Raw genomic sequence first — 15,346 nt, forward strand, 5'->3', positions numbered from 1 at the left:
GTGGGGCTGTACCCTGATCCCATGGCGGTGGAGCAGGCCCATGACCCGGAAGCGTGCAAAGGTGTCGATGCCGGCATCACGCGCGTCTTCCAAGTGCTCGGCAAGCGCTGGAACGGCCCGATCCTGTCCGTCCTGATGGATCAGCCCACGCACTTCGCCAACCTGCGCCGCGCCATCCCCGGCATCAGCGAACGCATGCTCTCCGACCGGCTCGCCGAACTCGCCACCGCCGGACTCGTGGTCCGCGAGGTCGACGAGGGCCCACCCCTGCGGGTCTCGTACCGCCTCACCGCCCAGGGGTCGGCACTGGAGCCGTCACTGAAGGCCCTGGGCGAGTGGGCACGCGAGCACCTTCCCGACTCGCCCTGCTGAGGGCCCCGTTCCGTCGTCGCCCGCGCCGCGGGAGCCCGGCCCGGACTTGTCCGCAAGGGCAGACCCCGGGGCAACTTGCCCCGGGGGAACCGGAATCGGCCAAGCGGCGGGGTCGGCGGTCCTATGCTGGCCGGGTCTTCGGGAGTCAGTGGTGCGGGAGGGGTCGTGGCAGCTCTGGAGCCCGGCGATCCGCGATCCGTCGGGGACTACCAGCTGCTGAGGCGGCTCGGCGCGGGCGGGATGGGGAGGGTCTTCCTCGGCCGTTCCCCGGGCGGCCGGGCCGTCGCCGTGAAAGTGGTCCATGCCGAACTGGTCGCGGGACAGCCCGAGTTCAGATCACGGTTCCGGCGTGAGGTGGAGGCCGCCCGCAAGGTGAGCGGTGCCTTCACCGCACCCGTCGTGGACGCCGATCCGGACGCCCCGCTGCCCTGGCTGGTCACCAGCTACATCGCCGGGCCCTCGCTCCAGGACGCGGTCGCCGAACGGGGACCGCTGCCCGCCGCCACCGTTCTCGAACTCGCCGCCGGGCTGGCGGAGGCGCTCACCTCGATCCACGCGGCGCAGCTGGTGCACCGCGACCTCAAGCCGTCGAACGTGCTGCTCGCCGAGGACGGGCCGCGGGTCATCGACTTCGGCATCGCCCGCAGCGTCGAGTCGGTCACGATCACACGGGCCGGGCTCATGGTCGGCTCGCCCGGTTTCATGTCGCCGGAGCAGGTGGCGGGCGAGGAGGTGACCGGGGCGAGCGACGTGTTCGCGCTGGGCGCGGTGCTGGCGTTCGCGGCCACGGGCGGCAACCCCTTCGGCAACGGGCCGACCCCGGCCCTGCTGTACCGGGTCGTGCACGACGAACCCGACATCACCGCCGTCGGCGACCCGGCCCTCGCCGCCCTCGTCGCGGACTGCCTGGCGAAGGACCCGGCCCACCGTCCCACCCCGCGCGAGATCCTGACGAGGATCGGCCCGGCCGCCGGCACCACGGCGTTCCTCGCCCGACCGGCCGCGGACCCCCGGACCGTGCTCACGGGCGGATCCGCCCCGGCACCCGCCGCCACCCGCCCGCTCACCCGGGCCGCCCCGGCGCCGTACGACCCCCCGACACCCGTCGCCGCTCCGGGCGGCGGGGTGGGCCGCCGCGCGCTGCTCGTCTCCGGGGGAGTTCTCGCGGTCGCCGCGCTCGGGGCCGTACCGGTCGCGCACGTCCTCAACCGGGCCGGGAACAAGAAGGCCGCACAGCACCCCGCCGGTGCCGGTGCCGTCTCCGTGCCCTCGCCGCTCGCCGCGTGGCCGCTGGAGGAGACCTCCGGGACGGTCGCGGCCGACGACACCGGCCGTTACGACGGCACCGCGACCGCCGTCGGCTGGGGCCGGGGCAAGGACGGAGCCGCGCTCTTCGACGGCGGCTCCAGCCAGATCGTCACCCGGGGGTCCGTGCTCAGAACCGGCAGGGGCCGCGGCTTCACCGTCTCGGCCTGGGTGTGCCTGACCGGGCAGCCGACGTCCTTCGCCACCGCCGTCGCCCAGGACGCGGGCGTCGTCAGCGGCTTCTACCTCCAGTACTCGCCCGCCGAGAACCGCTGGGCCTTCGCCCGCCCCGGCCTGCGCGCCCTGTCGTACAGCGTCCCCGAGGCCGGGACCTGGACCCACCTGGTCGGCGTCTACGAGGGCCTGCGCAACCAGCTCGTCCTCTACGTCGGCGGCACCCAGGAGGCCGGCATCAACGACACCAACCCCACCGCCGCCCAAGGCCCCCTCACCATCGGCCGCGCCACGGGCCCCACCGGCCCCACCGACTGGTTCCCGGGCTCCATCAAACAGGTCCAGGTGTTCCAGCGGGCCCTGACGGCGGCGCAGGTCAAGGCCCTTCTCTAGGATCCCGGGGATCCCGCGGTCAGTCGGTGCGCGGATCGTCCGGCTTCAGGGACTTCAGGAACTCCGGGTTGTCGTCCGGGGCGACCCAACGCTCGCGCGGCTGGCGGGTCTTGCCGGCCACCAGCCAGGCCACCGGGCCGACCAGGACCTCGCCGAAGAGCAGGATGACGAACACCCACGCCAGCTTCGGCAGGGCGCGGACCTCGTCCTCGGGGGTGTTCAGGCAGTCCACGAAGGCGTAGATCCACAGGGCGAGGACCAGCAAGTAGGGCAGATACCTGAGCATGGCGGCCACACTAGCGGCCGACGAGTACGCAGGGGGCGGTGACCGGGCCCCGACCCCCGGTGGCCGATACTGGGACACATGGCTTACGACGATCTTCGCTCCCTGCTCCGGGCACTGGAGCGCGAGGGAGACCTCAAGCGTGTCAAGGCCGAGGTCGACCCGTATCTGGAGGTCGGGGAGATCGTCGACCGGGTGCAGAAGGCCGGCGGACCGGCGCTGCTCTTCGAGAACGTGAAGGGGTCGAGCATGCCCCTCGCGATGAACGTGTTCGGCACCGACCGGCGCCTGCTGAAGGCCCTGGACCTGAAGTCGTACGGCGAGATCTCCGAGAAGATCGGCGGGCTGCTCCGCCCCGAGCTGCCGCACGGCTTCGTCGGCGTGCGCGAGGCGTTCGGGAAGCTCGGCGCGATGGCGCACGTACCGCCGAAGAAGGTCAAGGAGGCACCGGTGCAGGAGGTGGTCCTGACCGGCGACGACGTCGACCTCGACCAGCTTCCGGCGCTCTTCACCTGGCCGCAGGACGGCGGCTCCTTCTTCAACCTGGGGCTGACCCACACCAAGGACCCCGAGACCGGCATCCGGAATCTGGGCCTGTACCGGCTCCAGCGCCACGACAAGCGCACCATCGGCATGCACTGGCAGATCCACAAGGACAGCCGCAACCACTACCAGGTGGCGGCGCGGAAGGGGGAGCGGCTCCCGGTCGCCATCGCCTTCGGCTGCCCGCCCGCCGTCACCTACGCCTCCACCGCGCCGCTCCCCGGCGACATCGACGAGTACCTGTTCGCCGGGTTCATCGCGGGCAAGCGGATCGAGATGGTCGACTGCAAGACCGTCCCGCTCCAGGTCCCGGCCAACGCCGAGGTCGTCCTGGAGGGCTGGCTGGAGCCGGGCGAGATGCTGCCCGAGGGTCCGTTCGGCGACCACACCGGCTTCTACACCCCGCAGGAGCCGTTCCCGGCGCTGACCATCGACTGTGTGACGATGCGCAAGCGCCCGCTGCTCCAGTCGATCGTCGTCGGCCGCCCGCCGACGGAGGACGGCCCGCTGGGCCGGGCCACGGAACGCTTCTTCCTGCCCCTCCTGAAGATCATCGTCCCGGACATCGTGGACTACCACCTCCCCGAGTCCGGCGGCTTCCACAACTGTGCGATCGTCTCGATCGACAAGAAGTACCCGAAGCACGCGCAGAAGGTCATGCACGCGGTCTGGGGGGCGCACATGATGTCGCTCACCAAGCTGATCGTGGTCGTCGACTCCGACTGCGACGTCCACGACCTGCACGAGGTCGCCTGGCGGGCGCTCGGCAACACCGACTACGCCCGTGACCTGAGCATCGTCGAAGGCCCGGTCGACCACCTCGACCACGCCTCCTACCAGCAGTTCTGGGGCGGCAAGGCGGGCATCGACGCGACGAAGAAATGGCCCGAGGAGGGCTACACCCGGGACGGGGGCTGGCCGGACATGGTCCTGCCGGACCCGGATACGGCGGCGAAGGTCGACCGCCGCTGGAAGGAGTACGGCCTGTGAGCTCCGCCTCCGCAGCCCTCCCGCAGCCGGGACGGACGAAAGCCTTCCTGCGCCTGGTGATGATCGAGCACTCGGTCTTCGCGCTGCCCTTCGCGTACATCGCCGCGCTGACCGCGATGTTCGAGCTGGACCGGAACATCCACTGGGGCCGGCTGCTCCTGGTCACGATCTGCATGGTCGGCCTGCGCACCTTCGCCATGGCCGTCAACCGGATCATCGACCGCGAGATCGACGCCCGGAACCCGCGCACCGCCCACCGCGAGCTGGTCACCGGCGCGATGAGCGTGAAGCACGCCTGGACCGGCGCGCTGATCGCGGTCGCGGTCTTCCTCGGCTCGGCGGCGCTCCTGAACCCCCTCTGCCTGGCGCTCGCCCCCGTCGCGGTGATCCCGATGGTGGTCTACCCCTACGGCAAGCGGTTCACGAACTTCCCGCAGGCCATCCTCGGTCTCGCCCAGGCCATGGGCCCGATCGGCGGCTGGCTGGCGATCACCGGCGAGTGGTCCTGGGACGCGGTCATCCTCGGCCTCGCCGTCGGCATCTGGATCGGCGGCTTCGACCTGATCTACGCCTGCCAGGACGTCGAGACCGACCGCGAGATCGGCGTCATGTCGGTCCCGGCCCGCTTCGGCATCCCGGCGGCGATCTGGGGGGCGCGGGTCTGCCACGCGATCGTCACGGCCCTGTTCGTCTGGTACGCGATCGCCACCGACGCCGGTGCCTTCTTCTGGCTGGGCCTGGTGATCGTGGCGGGCGCGTTCCTGTACGAGCACAGCATCGTCCGCCCGCACGACCTCTCCCGCCTCAACCGCGCGTTCTTCTCGACGAACGGTTTCATCGGCATCAGCCTCTTCGTCTGCGCACTGATCGACCTGCTGCTGCGAGGGCTCGCCGTCTAGCCCGTCCGAGTGGCGGCGGTCCACCGGCCGATCCCAGGGCCCGTCACCGGTTGCGTCGTCCGACATCCCTGCCACGGCAGGGATGATCCGAGGGCGATTCCGATGGATCCGTTCACGGTCAAGTGCTCCCCGCTTGTCCGGGGATGGTTCCAGGCTGCCGCCCCGTCCTGAACACGATGGGGCGCGCCGGTACGCTCGTGGTGTGAACGCAGGAGAAACGCAGCGCGTGCCTTGGATCGTGGGGGTGTCCGGGGCGTCCGGAACGCCGTATGCCGCTGCTGTGCTGCGTGCCCTGCTGGACGCGGGGGAGAGCGTCGACCTGGTGGTCAGCCGGGCCTCGCGGCTCACCCTGCTGGACGAGACCGGGATCTCCTTCCGGGACGCGCACTGGCAGGACGACCTGGGGGAATGGCTGGCGCGGGGGGCCGACGGCAAGCCGGGGACCTTCGCGGTGGACCTCGCCCGAGTGCGGTACTGGAGCGCCGGGGACCTGGCCGCGGGGCCGTCCTCGGGGTCGTACCCGGCGAAGGGCATGCTGATCGTGCCGGCGTCCACCGCCGCCGTCGCCGGGGTCGCCCTCGGCCTCTCCAAGGACCTGCTCCAGCGGTCGGCCAGCGTCACCCTCAAGGAACGCCGGCCGCTCGTCGTCGCGGTCCGCGAGACCCCGCTGAACGGCCAGACCCTGCGCCACCTGGTCACCCTGGACGACCTCGGGGCGGTCGTCGTCCCCACCTCACCCGCCTTCTACGCGGGCGCGACCCACATCCAGGACCTGGTCGACTTCGTCGCCGGGCGGGTGCTGGACGCGGCGGGCGTCGGGCACCGGCTCTACCGCCGCTGGACGGGCGACCTCGGCGGCGGCGCGGGCAAGTAGCGGAAGCAAGTAGTCGTACCTCTGCACCACCTCTCATCTACTTCGGGAACTTTCAGCGGAAGGCTTCGATCGCATGGACGCCGTGGACAGGCAGCTCATCCAGGCCCTGAGGGAGAACGGCCGGGCCTCGTACGCTGAGCTGGGCCGCCTCGTCGGACTGTCGGGACCCAGCGTCACCGACCGCATCAACCGGTTGGAGGCGGCCGGGGTCATCACCGGCTACCGTGCCACCGTCAACGCGGCCTCGCTCGGCCTCGGCGTCATCGCCCTCATCGGCATCTCCCTCTCGGACGCGGCCGACCACGAGGACGTGGCGCAGCGGCTGCGGGACCTGCCGGAGATCGAGGACTGCTGGTTCATCGCCGGCGACGACTCCTTCATGCTCAAGGTGCGCTCCACGGACGTGGACGGCCTGGAGAAGACCATCAGGCGGCTGTCCGGCACGAAGGGCGTCTCCCGGACCCGTACCACGATCGTGCTGTCCACGAAGTGGGAGAACCGGGTCGGGGAACTGCCCGAAGAGGCGTAGGCCCGAAGGGCCGTATGGGTGGGGGCGTAACGTTGTCGGAGTCGTCGTAGAGAGGTGTGGGCATGGACGTCGGGCTCAAGCGTGAGCTGGAGGAGAAGGTCAGGGCCGGTGAGCGGCTGACCCGCGAGGACGGCATCGCGCTGTACGAGTCGGACGACCTGGCCTGGCTGGGCGGCCTCGCCCACGAGGTGCGGACGCGGAAGAACGGTGACGTCGTCCACTTCAACGTCAACCGCCACCTCAACATGACGAACGTGTGCACCGCGTCCTGCGCGTACTGCTCGTTCCAGCGCAAGCCGGGCGAGAAGGACGCGTACACGATGCGCATCGAGGAGGCGGTGAAGCTCGCCAAGGCGATGGAGGGCGAGAACCTCACCGAGCTGCACATCGTCAACGGCCTGCACCCGAACCTGCCGTGGCGCTACTACCCGCGGTCGCTGCGCGAACTGAAGGCGGCCCTCCCGGACGTCTCCCTGAAGGCCTTCACGGCGACGGAGATCCACCATTTCGAGACGATCTCCGGCCTGTCGGCCTCCGAGATCCTCGACGAGCTGATCGACGCGGGTCTTGAGTCCCTCACCGGCGGCGGCGCGGAGATCTTCGACTGGGAGGTCCGGCAGCACATCGTGGACCACCGCACCCACTGGGAGGACTGGTCCCGGATCCACCGCCTGGCGCACGAGAAGGGTCTCAAGACGCCCTGCACGATGCTCTACGGCCACATCGAGGAGCCGAAGCACCGGGTGGACCACGTCCTGCGCCTGCGCGAGCTCCAGGACGAGACCAACGGCTTCCAGGTCTTCATCCCGCTCCGCTACCAGCACGACTTCGTGGACGTGAAGGACGGCAAGGTCCGCAACCGGCTCCAGGCCCGGACCCAGATGGCGACCGGCGCGGAGGCCCTGAAGACCTTCGCGGTCTCGCGCCTGCTCTTCGACAACGTCCCGCACGTGAAGGTCTTCTGGGTCATGCACGGTGTGCAGACGGCGCAGCTGGCGCTGCAGCACGGGGCCGACGACATGGACGGCTCGGTCGTCGAGTACAAGATCACGCACGACGCGGACAACTACGGCACGCCGAACAAGCTGACCCGTGAGGACCTGCTGGACCTCATCCGCGACGCGGGCTTCCGTCCGGTGGAGCGCAACACCCGCTACGAGATCATCCGCGAGTACGACGGCCCGGACCCGGCGCGCCGCGAGTCCCCGCAGCCGATGCGGGTCTGAGCCCGGCCGACGGTGCGTTGTCGGGTGCGGGTGCGTGGGGGCCGTTCGCGCAGTTCCCCGCGCCCCTTCTTTTGCTTTTGGGGGCGCGGGGAACTGCGCGACAAGCCACGGCGCACCGGCACTCGACAACGCACCCGGTCCGTATGGCGAATAGTCGTCGCACAACCCTCCGCGTAATAGATACGATCCCGCCATGCCCCTTACCTTCACCCTCGACCCCGCCGTCACCCCCGCCCTCCGCGACGGTGTCCTCAGCCTGTGGACGGACGTGTCGAACGCCGGGGGCGCCGTCGGGTTCGTCGCGCCGGTCACCGCGGAGGAGATCCGCCCGGAACTGGTCCGGCACCTCGTCGCCATGGCCGAGGGCCGCCACCGGCTCCTCGTCGGGCACGACGAGGCCGGCGAGGTCGCCGCCACCGCCTTCTTCTCCTTCAACACGCACCGGCTGATGACGCACTGGGTGTGGCTGTACACGGTGATGGTGCACCCGAAGCACCAGGGACAGGGCTACGGCCGCGACCTCCTCGCCGCCGCCGCCGACACCGCCCGCGGCTTCGACGGCATCGACGCGATACGGCTCAGCTGCCGCGGCGGCCTCGGCCTGGAGAACTTCTACGGCTCCTGCGGCTACAAGGAGGTCGGCCGGGTCCCGGCCGCGGTCCGCGTCGCCCCCGGCGACGACCGCGACGACATCACCATGCTGCTCCCGCTGACCTGACCCGCCCCGACCGACCCCGGTGAAAGATCGGCCCCACGGCGTGCTTCACTGGACGGTGCCCCTTTTCGTCATCGGAAGACTGGATTGAGATGCTCCGCTACACGCTGATGCGCCTCGGTATCTTCGCGGGCTGCCTCCTCGTCGTCTGGGGCCTCGTCTTCGCCGGCGCGTTCCCGCGTGGCTTCGGCGACTCCAACTTCCTCTGGGTCCTGCTGCTCTCCCTCGTCCTGTCGGCGCCGATCAGCTTCGTCGTGCTGCGCAAGGAGCGGGACCGGGCCTCGGTGCAGGTGGCGCAGCGGGTCGAGCGGATGCAGGCCAACATCGAGGCCAACCGCAGCCAGGAGGACGAGGCGGTCGACGCGGCGGACCAGGCCCGGACCTCCTCCTGAGCTCCTGAGCTCCTGGCTCCTGGGCGACTCCCGCGCCTTCGGCCCCAACTAGGCTTTGTCCCATGGGGACCGTCAAGACCAAGCGGATGCCGCGCGCGGTACGTGAGCAGCAGATGCTGGACGCGGCCGTGCGGACCTTCGGCCAGCGCGGCTACATGGCCGCGTCGATGGACGAGATCGCCGAACTCGCCGGTGTCTCCAAACCGTTGGTGTACCTGTACCTCAACTCCAAGGACGACCTGTTCACGGCCTGCATCCGCCGTGAGGCGAGCGCCCTGACCGAGGCGGTCCGCACCGGCGTCGACCGCGAGCTGCCCGCCGACCGGCAGCTCTGGGACGGTCTCCGGGCGTTCTTCACGTACACCGCCGAGCACCCCGACGGCTGGTCGGTGCTGCACCTCCAGGCCCGCACGCACGGCGAGCGGTTCGCCTCCGAGGTCGCGGCGATGCGCGAGGAGATCGTCGCGTTCGTGACCCAGCTCATCGTCGCCGCCGCCCGCGCCGCCCTCCCCCACTCTCGAACACGCTCGAGCGGGGGGACCCCCACGGACCCCGACCTGGCGGAGAGCGAGGTCGCCGGCCTCGCCGAGGCACTGGTGGGCGCCGCCGAGTCGCTGGCCGCCTGGGCCAACGCCACCCCGGGAGTGACGGCACGCCAGGCGGCGGCGACCCTGATGAACTTCGCCTGGGCGGGCCTGGGCGACCTGATGGAGGGCCGGCCCTGGTCCCCGCCGTGACCGGCCCGGTCCGTCACACCGCCCCCCACCTCCGCAGGGCGGGCGCCAGTCGCTGGTGGCCGACGCGGTAGAGCTTCTTGGCGCCCCGCCCGGCGACCCGCCGTACGGCCTTCTTCACCCGGCCCCGGCCCACGGCGCCCGGCAGCACGGGCAGGGGGCGGCCCGCTTCGTCGAGGCCGTTGTTGCGGAGGATGCCGGCGAGGTAGGTAGCGGCGGTCTGCGGTGTGTAGTAGGGGAGCAGCGGCCGCAGCGGGCCGGCGGCGCGCAGCTCGGCGATGCGGGTCCGGGCCGCCGCGTACGGGTCGCTCTTGCCGATGCCCTGGGCCGCCGCCCACTCCGGGTCGGGCTGCGGGAGCGCGCCCGCGTCGATGTCGTCCCAGGAGGCGAGGCAGCCGGAGTGCACGAAGTAGTGGTTGCCGTGGGCCTCGCGGACGCCGAAGTCGGTGAGGATCGCGGTGGGTATCCGCCGGTGCATCGACTCCAGGGCGGCCGTCGAACTCACCGTGACCAGCAGGTCGGTGCGGTCCAGCACGTCGGACATGTTGCCGTAGACGAGCTGGAGGTTCGCGGGCGCGGGTTCGGCGAGGGTCTCGACCAGCTCCTGGTACGGGTCGGACTCCACATGGGTGGTCTGCTCGCCGGGCAGGCTGCGCAGCTTGACCAGCACGAGCCGCTCCGGATAGAGGCGTGCGTGGGCGGCGGCGCGCTCCAGGAGCCGGAGCCGGGACGCGCGGTCCTTGGGCACGGACGGCTGGGCCGCGAAGGTGACGGTGAACGGCCGGTCGGCGGAGGGCCGGTAGGGGGCGCCGCCGAGGAAGGGCAGCGCGCACTCGACCACCGAGCCGGGGTCGACGCCGACGCTCGCGAAGACGGAGCGGAAGCGGCGGGTGTCGTGGTCGGAGTTGGCGAGCACCAGGTCCGTGCCGGCCCGGGTCATGAGGCCGTCGACCATCTTCTCGTAGACCACGCCGACGTACCCGCTGACCGTGACCGGCCGGTGCAGCCGGCCCTCCCAGGCGCGTCCCAGGCTGTGCACGAGCGCCAGGACCGTGCCGCCGAGGACCGCGAGCACCACGACGTCGGCCGCCGCCAGCTCCTCGTCGTCGACCAGTGCGGCGGCGGGCACCTCGCGCCGGCTGTCGGGCTCGATGCCGATCTCGGCGAGCTGCCGTTCGGTGGGCGTGGACCGGCCCCGCAGGAAGTACGCGTCCAGCGCGCAGTCGGGGGCGAGCTGCCGGGCCACCGACGCCCCCCATTTCCAACGGGTGTCAGAGTCGGCGATTACTGCGACGCGTCTGGGAGGCATGCTCAGTGCCCTTCGTGCAATGGATCATAAAAGTGAGCTGAGGTTAAGGACGCATTCTGAGCACAACATGGGGGATTCCTTCGCGGAGCCTTGGGCGAGCTGGGTGTGCCCTGTGGACAAAGCCTCAGGATCGGCTGTGACCTGCGGATTCGCTATTCCCTGACAGGATTTGCACAGACAGGCGAAACACACTTTTTGTACAGCGTTGGCGGATCAAAGGGCAACGTGTGGGAGCACTTTGCCCTCGACGTGCACCCGGTCCCCGCTGTGCAATTGAAAACGGCCGTCCGCGGCGGCGTATTCGACCGTGCCCGGCAGCAGCACCGGCGCCCGGAAATCCGCCCGCACACGGGCCGCCGTCGGCACCCCGTGCGCGGCCAGGCAGCGGGCCACGGTCCACATGCCGTGCGCGATGGCCCGGGGGAAGCCGAAGAGGCGGGCGGTGAGCGGGTGCAGGTGGATGGGGTTGCGGTCCCCGGAGGCGGCCCCGTACCGCCGGCCGACGTCCCCGGCGATCCGCCACTCCTCGACCACGGGCAGCGGCGGGCGACCGGGTTCGTCCCGCGCCGTCTCGCCGGAGTGCCGCGTACGGTGCCGCGCGAGATACGTACTGCGCGACTCCCATACGACGTCCTCGCCGACCCGCACCCCGGTCACGACGGTGGCCTCGGTGCCCCGCCGGTGCGGCCGCAACTCCTCGACGTGGACGGCGATGTCGTACGTACCGCCGCCTGGCAGCTCGGCATACCGCTCGATCTCGATGGAGGTGTGCACCAGCCCCAGCAGCGGCAACGGGAACTCCCGCGCGCTCATGAGCCGCATGGCCAGCGGAAACCCCAGCACGTGCGGGTAGGTGACCGGCAGCCCGTCCTCCCCGGTGGCGAACCCGCACACCCGCTCGTACGCGGCGAGCTTCCCGAGATCGGCACGGACCCCGGGCAGCACGAGCCGGGTGCGGGAGAAAGGGGCATCAGCACCCGGCCTCTTGAAAGGCGACCGCAGCGCACCCAGCGCGAGCAGGGGCCCGAGAGAAGGAGCCCGGTCAAGGACGATCACAGAGTTTTCCCTTCGATGCCGGTGCCGGAAGCGCCCTGCCTTTAGGGGCGCGGGGCTGCGTTTGACATGCGGCTGCCGCCGCGTGGGCGCGACCAGCCCCCACCCACCCGCACCCGCTCCACAGCCGCCACGCCCCACATATGGCCCAATTCCTGACTCTGGAGTAAGGTTACCGTAGGTAAGCCTATGTCACAGCTGTCAAGTACCGGGAAACGGGCCGAACGTGAAGGACCCTCACGTAACCTCCGGGATTGCACAGGCCCGGCCCCGGACAACCCCCGAAAACCCACAACCCCGCCACAGCGGCCCCGTACGATCTCCAGCCTGAACCGCCGGTAACCCCTTCCTGAGGCCCGGTGCCGGTGAACGCCTCGGTGCGCGAGGCACGTACGTCATGCAGCAAGCAGTTCACCGCTGCACGCCCGAGGAGCCGCCCCGTGTCCACGTCCTCTTATCCGAACGCCGCCGTCCCCCTCTCCTCCGGCGCGGCGATCCAGGCCACGGACTACGACGGGAACCCGATCCTGGTCGAGCCCCTCGTGCAGCGGCTGGACGGGGTGGTACGGGAGGCGTACGTACCGCCGTTCGCGCCCCCGATGCGGCACGGCTCGCTCGCCGACCTGCCGTTCGAGAACGCGGAGGCGGAGCCGGGCGCCGTGGTGCTCAGCCGCAAGTCGGCCGAGGACGAAGGCCGTTGGGACCACGTGACGGCCGTTCAGTTCGCCGCCCAGGTGCAGGCCGTGGCGAAGGGCCTGATCGCCGAGGGGCTGCTGCCCGGCGACCGGATCGCGATCATGGCCCGGACGACGTACGAATGGACCCTCCTCGACTTCGGCGCCTGGGCGGCCGGCCTGGTGACCGTGCCGATCTACCCGACCTCCTCCGTCTTCCAGACCCGCTGGATCATGCACGACTCGGGCGCCGTCGCCCTGGTCACCGAGACCAGCGCACAGGCCGCCGCGCTCGGCCCCGAACTCGACCGGCTGCCCGACCTCAGGCACCTGTGGGTGATGGAGAAGGGGCACGTGGACCGGCTCGCGGAGGCCGGCGCACCGGTGCCGGACGCCGAGGTGGGCGTACGGCGGGGCATGCTGGGCCCCGACACCCTGGCCACCCTCATCTACACCTCGGGCACCACCGGCCGCCCCAAGGGCTGCGCCCTCTCGCACGGCAACTTCTTCGCCGAGGTCGACAACGCGATCGAACTCCTCTACCCGATCTTCAAGGCGCGCAACGACGAGGAGGTCTCGATCCTCCTCTTCCTGCCCATGTCCCACGTCTTCGGCCGCATGGTGGCGATCGCCTGCGTCCGCGCCGGGGTCCGCCTCGGCCACGCCCCCAGCCTCAAGGCCGAGGACCTGCTCCCGGACCTCGCCGGGTTCAAACCGACCTGCCTCCTCACCATCCCCTACATGCTGGAGAAGGTCTTCAACACCGCCCGGGCGAAAGCCGAGGCGGGCGGCCGGGTCTCCGTCTTCGACCGGGCCACCGCGGTCGCGCAGCGCTACGGCGAGGCGCTGGAGGCCAAACAGACCGGCACCGGCAGCGGGCCCGGCCGCGCCCTGAAGACCGCCCGCGCCTTCTACGACCCCCTCGTCTACCGCCGTATCCGCACCGCCATGGGCGGCAGGGTCCGCCACATCATCTGCGGCGGCTCCCCGCTGGGCCGCCGCCTCGCCGCGTTCTACGCAGGGGCGGGCATCGAGATCTACGAGGGCTACGGCCTGACCGAGACCACCGCCGCCAGCACCTGCACCCCGCCCCTGAAGCCCCGCCTCGGCACGGTCGGCTGGCCGATGCCCGGCACCAAGGTCCGGATCGCCGCCGACGGCGAGATCCTGGTCGCCGGCGACCACGTCCTGCGCGGCTACTGGGACCCGGCGGCCGGCGGGGTCGTCCCGGCGACCCGGGACGGCTGGCTGGCCACCGGCGACCTCGGCGAACTCGACGACGAGGGCTACCTCACCATCACCGGCCGCAAGAAGGAGATGCTGATCACGGCCGGCGGCAAGTCGGTCGCCCCGGCCCCGCTGGAGAACTGGCTGCGCTCGCACCCCCTCATCTCCCAGGTGATGCTCATCGGCGACGGGCTGCCGTACGTCAGCGCCCTCATCACCCTCGACCGGGACGGCCTCACCCACTGGCGCCAGATGAACGGCAAGCACCCGGTGCCGCCGGAACTCCTCCTGGACGACGCCGAGCTGCGGGCCGTCCTGCAACGCGCGGTCGACGAGGCCAACAAACTCGTCTCCCGCCCCGAGTCCATCCGCCGCTTCGAGATGCTCCCCGTCGACTTCACCGAGGAGGCCGGGCATCTGACCCCCTCGATGAAGCTGCGCCGCGAGGCGGTCATGAAGGACTTCGCGACGGAGATCGAGGGCCTGTACGCGAAGTGATCCGCGGCCGTTGCGGAAGGTGATCCGCGGCCGTCACGCGGAGTGGTCCGCCTCCGTGCCCGGTGACTTGTGTTAGTCCACCTGGCCCCACCGGCGCGATGGAATCACGGGACCCGGGCAGGTCCCGTGATTCCATCGCGCCAGGAGGTTTAACCATGGTTGACGACCGGCAGCAGGAAGCGCTCCCCGGACCGGCCACCACCCGTCGCCGCGTCCTCGCTGCGGGTGCCGTGGCCCCCGTCCTCGCGGGCGCCGCGACCCCGCCCGCGCGCGCCCTCTCCCACGAACACCCGCGCGCCCTGGTCGAACCCGAGCCGACCCAGCTCGCCGACTGGGCAGAGGTGACCAAGGCCCTGGGGCGACCGGGCGACATGAAGCGGTACATGTACCACACCGGCCTGCCCCGCCGGGACCTCAAGGTGTTCTCCCGGGGTGTGCGGATCGAGACCGCGCTGGCCCTCGGCACCCACACCGCCTTCGTCCGGTACAAGGACGGCAGCCACCTGCTGATGGGCGACGCGGTGGTCACCGAGCACGAAATGGACGGCTTCACCGACGCGCTCCTCGCGCACGGCATCGCCATCAACGCCGTACACAAGCATCTGCTCTCCCACCAGCCCGCCCTGTGGTGGCTGCACCTGCACGCCCACAGCCACGACCCGGTACCCATCGCCAGGGGACTGCGCGCGGCTTTCGACCGCACCGGCACCCCGCCCCACCGGCCACCCACCACCCCGACGCTCGACCTGGACACCAAGGGCATCGACGACGCCTTCGGCAGCAAGGGCTCCCAGGACGAGGGCACCTACAAAAGCGTCTGGGCGCGCGCGGAGCAGATCGTGGACGGGGACATGATCCTGCCGACCGGCCTCGGCTCGGTGACCACCATCAACTTCCAGCCGCTCGGCCGGGGAAGGGCCGCGATCAACGGTGACTTCGTGATGACCGCGGGCGAGGTCCAGCCGGTCCTGAAGTTCCTGCGCAAGGGCGGGGTCGGCATCGTCGAACTCCACCACCACAACCTGATGGACGAGCCGCGCCTGTTCTTTCTCCACTACTGGGCGATCGGCGACGCCGTGCGGCTCGCGAAGGACCTGCGCGCCGCCGTCCACGCAACCAATGTCGTGCCGTTCCACTGAGCGGCCGACCTACGAAG

15 protein-coding genes are annotated in these 15,346 nt (G+C 70.9%); 12 read left to right on the forward strand and 3 right to left on the reverse strand.

The features are described 5' to 3' along the window. Positions 1-21 precede the first annotated feature (21 nt). Both ACGF5O_RS39820 and ACGF5O_RS39825 read left to right on the forward strand, forming a co-directional pair. Positions 22-372 carry a winged helix-turn-helix transcriptional regulator gene (locus ACGF5O_RS39820; protein ID WP_393814822.1) on the forward strand — a complete coding sequence of 117 codons (351 nt, stop codon included), beginning with the start codon at positions 22-24 and terminating at the stop codon, positions 370-372. Positions 373-537: 165 nt separating this feature from the next. Next, positions 538-2,244, forward strand: a complete 1,707-nt coding sequence (locus tag ACGF5O_RS39825; protein ID WP_393814823.1) for a protein kinase — start codon at positions 538-540, stop codon at positions 2,242-2,244. A 19-nt stretch (positions 2,245-2,263) separates the two neighbouring features. Here the strand turns inward: ACGF5O_RS39825 and ACGF5O_RS39830 are convergent, their stop codons facing one another. Next, complete coding sequence (locus ACGF5O_RS39830; RefSeq protein WP_390043152.1) at positions 2,264-2,530, reverse strand: PLD nuclease N-terminal domain-containing protein; 267 nt, start codon at positions 2,528-2,530, stop codon at positions 2,264-2,266. 78 nt (positions 2,531-2,608) lie between these two features. On the opposite strand from ACGF5O_RS39830, the gene ACGF5O_RS39835 reads away from it, so the two are divergent. The 8 genes from ACGF5O_RS39835 to ACGF5O_RS39870 all read left to right on the forward strand — a co-directional run bounded on the left by ACGF5O_RS39835 (position 2,609) and on the right by ACGF5O_RS39870 (position 9,432). After that, complete coding sequence (locus ACGF5O_RS39835) at positions 2,609-4,060, forward strand: menaquinone biosynthesis decarboxylase (protein WP_393814824.1); 1,452 nt, start codon at positions 2,609-2,611, stop codon at positions 4,058-4,060. Then, positions 4,057-4,959: a menaquinone biosynthesis prenyltransferase MqnP gene (mqnP, locus tag ACGF5O_RS39840; RefSeq protein WP_393814825.1), complete on the forward strand. Its 903-nt coding sequence runs from the start codon at positions 4,057-4,059 to the stop codon at positions 4,957-4,959. The genes ACGF5O_RS39835 and mqnP overlap by 4 nt, the downstream gene beginning before the upstream one ends. Positions 4,960-5,185: 226 nt before the next feature. Beyond that, the gene (locus tag ACGF5O_RS39845) at positions 5,186-5,833 is read left to right on the forward strand and encodes a UbiX family flavin prenyltransferase (protein WP_393814826.1); all 648 of its coding nucleotides are present in this window, start codon (positions 5,186-5,188) and stop codon (positions 5,831-5,833) included. 73 nt (positions 5,834-5,906) lie between these two features. After that, entirely contained in the window at positions 5,907-6,362 is a 456-nt protein-coding gene (locus ACGF5O_RS39850) for an Lrp/AsnC family transcriptional regulator (protein WP_089099612.1), read from the forward strand. 62 nt (positions 6,363-6,424) lie between these two features. Beyond that, complete coding sequence (mqnE, locus tag ACGF5O_RS39855; protein WP_362590936.1) at positions 6,425-7,588, forward strand: aminofutalosine synthase MqnE; 1,164 nt, start codon at positions 6,425-6,427, stop codon at positions 7,586-7,588. A gap of 193 nt (positions 7,589-7,781) precedes the next feature. Then, positions 7,782-8,306, forward strand: a complete 525-nt coding sequence (locus ACGF5O_RS39860) for a GNAT family N-acetyltransferase (protein WP_393814827.1) — start codon at positions 7,782-7,784, stop codon at positions 8,304-8,306. 89 nt (positions 8,307-8,395) lie between these two features. Next, a complete protein-coding gene (locus ACGF5O_RS39865) occupies positions 8,396-8,695 on the forward strand; it encodes a DUF4229 domain-containing protein (RefSeq protein WP_393814828.1) in 300 nt (99 codons plus the stop codon). A 62-nt stretch (positions 8,696-8,757) separates the two neighbouring features. Next, positions 8,758-9,432 carry a TetR/AcrR family transcriptional regulator gene (locus ACGF5O_RS39870; protein ID WP_393814829.1) on the forward strand — a complete coding sequence of 225 codons (675 nt, stop codon included), beginning with the start codon at positions 8,758-8,760 and terminating at the stop codon, positions 9,430-9,432. A gap of 13 nt (positions 9,433-9,445) precedes the next feature. Here the strand turns inward: ACGF5O_RS39870 and ACGF5O_RS39875 are convergent, their stop codons facing one another. Continuing rightward, positions 9,446-10,738: a DUF6716 putative glycosyltransferase gene (locus ACGF5O_RS39875; RefSeq protein WP_393814830.1), complete on the reverse strand. Its 1,293-nt coding sequence runs from the start codon at positions 10,736-10,738 to the stop codon at positions 9,446-9,448. 213 nt (positions 10,739-10,951) lie between these two features. Beyond that, complete coding sequence (locus ACGF5O_RS39880) at positions 10,952-11,794, reverse strand: MaoC family dehydratase (protein WP_393814831.1); 843 nt, start codon at positions 11,792-11,794, stop codon at positions 10,952-10,954. Between the two features lie 491 nt (positions 11,795-12,285). Here ACGF5O_RS39880 and ACGF5O_RS39885 point away from each other — a divergent pair, with 491 nt between their 5' ends. Together ACGF5O_RS39885 and ACGF5O_RS39890 are read left to right on the forward strand one after the other, a co-directional pair. After that, positions 12,286-14,190, forward strand: coding sequence for an AMP-dependent synthetase/ligase (locus tag ACGF5O_RS39885; RefSeq protein ID WP_393814985.1), 1,905 nt, complete (start codon positions 12,286-12,288; stop codon positions 14,188-14,190). Positions 14,191-14,345: 155 nt separating this feature from the next. Continuing rightward, a complete protein-coding gene (locus tag ACGF5O_RS39890; RefSeq protein WP_393814832.1) occupies positions 14,346-15,329 on the forward strand; it encodes a DUF1259 domain-containing protein in 984 nt (327 codons plus the stop codon). Positions 15,330-15,346: the final 17 nt, after the last annotated feature.

The sequence above is a fragment of the Streptomyces sp. NPDC048291 genome (genome assembly GCF_043201715.1).
Classification (GTDB): domain Bacteria; phylum Actinomycetota; class Actinomycetes; order Streptomycetales; family Streptomycetaceae; genus Streptomyces.

What these genes read in the sequence shown, in the direction of transcription:
- ACGF5O_RS39830 (WP_390043152.1), bottom strand. Translation starts at nt 2,530, where the DNA reads ATGCTCAGGTATCTGCCCTACTTGCTGGTCCTCGCCCTGTGGATCTAC.
- ACGF5O_RS39850 (WP_089099612.1), top strand. Translation starts at nt 5,907, where the DNA reads ATGGACGCCGTGGACAGGCAGCTCATCCAGGCCCTGAGGGAGAACGGC.
- mqnE (WP_362590936.1), top strand. Translation starts at nt 6,425, where the DNA reads ATGGACGTCGGGCTCAAGCGTGAGCTGGAGGAGAAGGTCAGGGCCGGT.
- ACGF5O_RS39820 (WP_393814822.1), top strand. Translation starts at nt 22, where the DNA reads ATGGCGGTGGAGCAGGCCCATGACCCGGAAGCGTGCAAAGGTGTCGAT.
- ACGF5O_RS39890 (WP_393814832.1), top strand. Translation starts at nt 14,346, where the DNA reads ATGGTTGACGACCGGCAGCAGGAAGCGCTCCCCGGACCGGCCACCACC.
- ACGF5O_RS39875 (WP_393814830.1), bottom strand. Translation starts at nt 10,738, where the DNA reads ATGCCTCCCAGACGCGTCGCAGTAATCGCCGACTCTGACACCCGTTGG.
- ACGF5O_RS39865 (WP_393814828.1), top strand. Translation starts at nt 8,396, where the DNA reads ATGCTCCGCTACACGCTGATGCGCCTCGGTATCTTCGCGGGCTGCCTC.
- ACGF5O_RS39835 (WP_393814824.1), top strand. Translation starts at nt 2,609, where the DNA reads ATGGCTTACGACGATCTTCGCTCCCTGCTCCGGGCACTGGAGCGCGAG.
- ACGF5O_RS39870 (WP_393814829.1), top strand. Translation starts at nt 8,758, where the DNA reads ATGGGGACCGTCAAGACCAAGCGGATGCCGCGCGCGGTACGTGAGCAG.
- ACGF5O_RS39860 (WP_393814827.1), top strand. Translation starts at nt 7,782, where the DNA reads ATGCCCCTTACCTTCACCCTCGACCCCGCCGTCACCCCCGCCCTCCGC.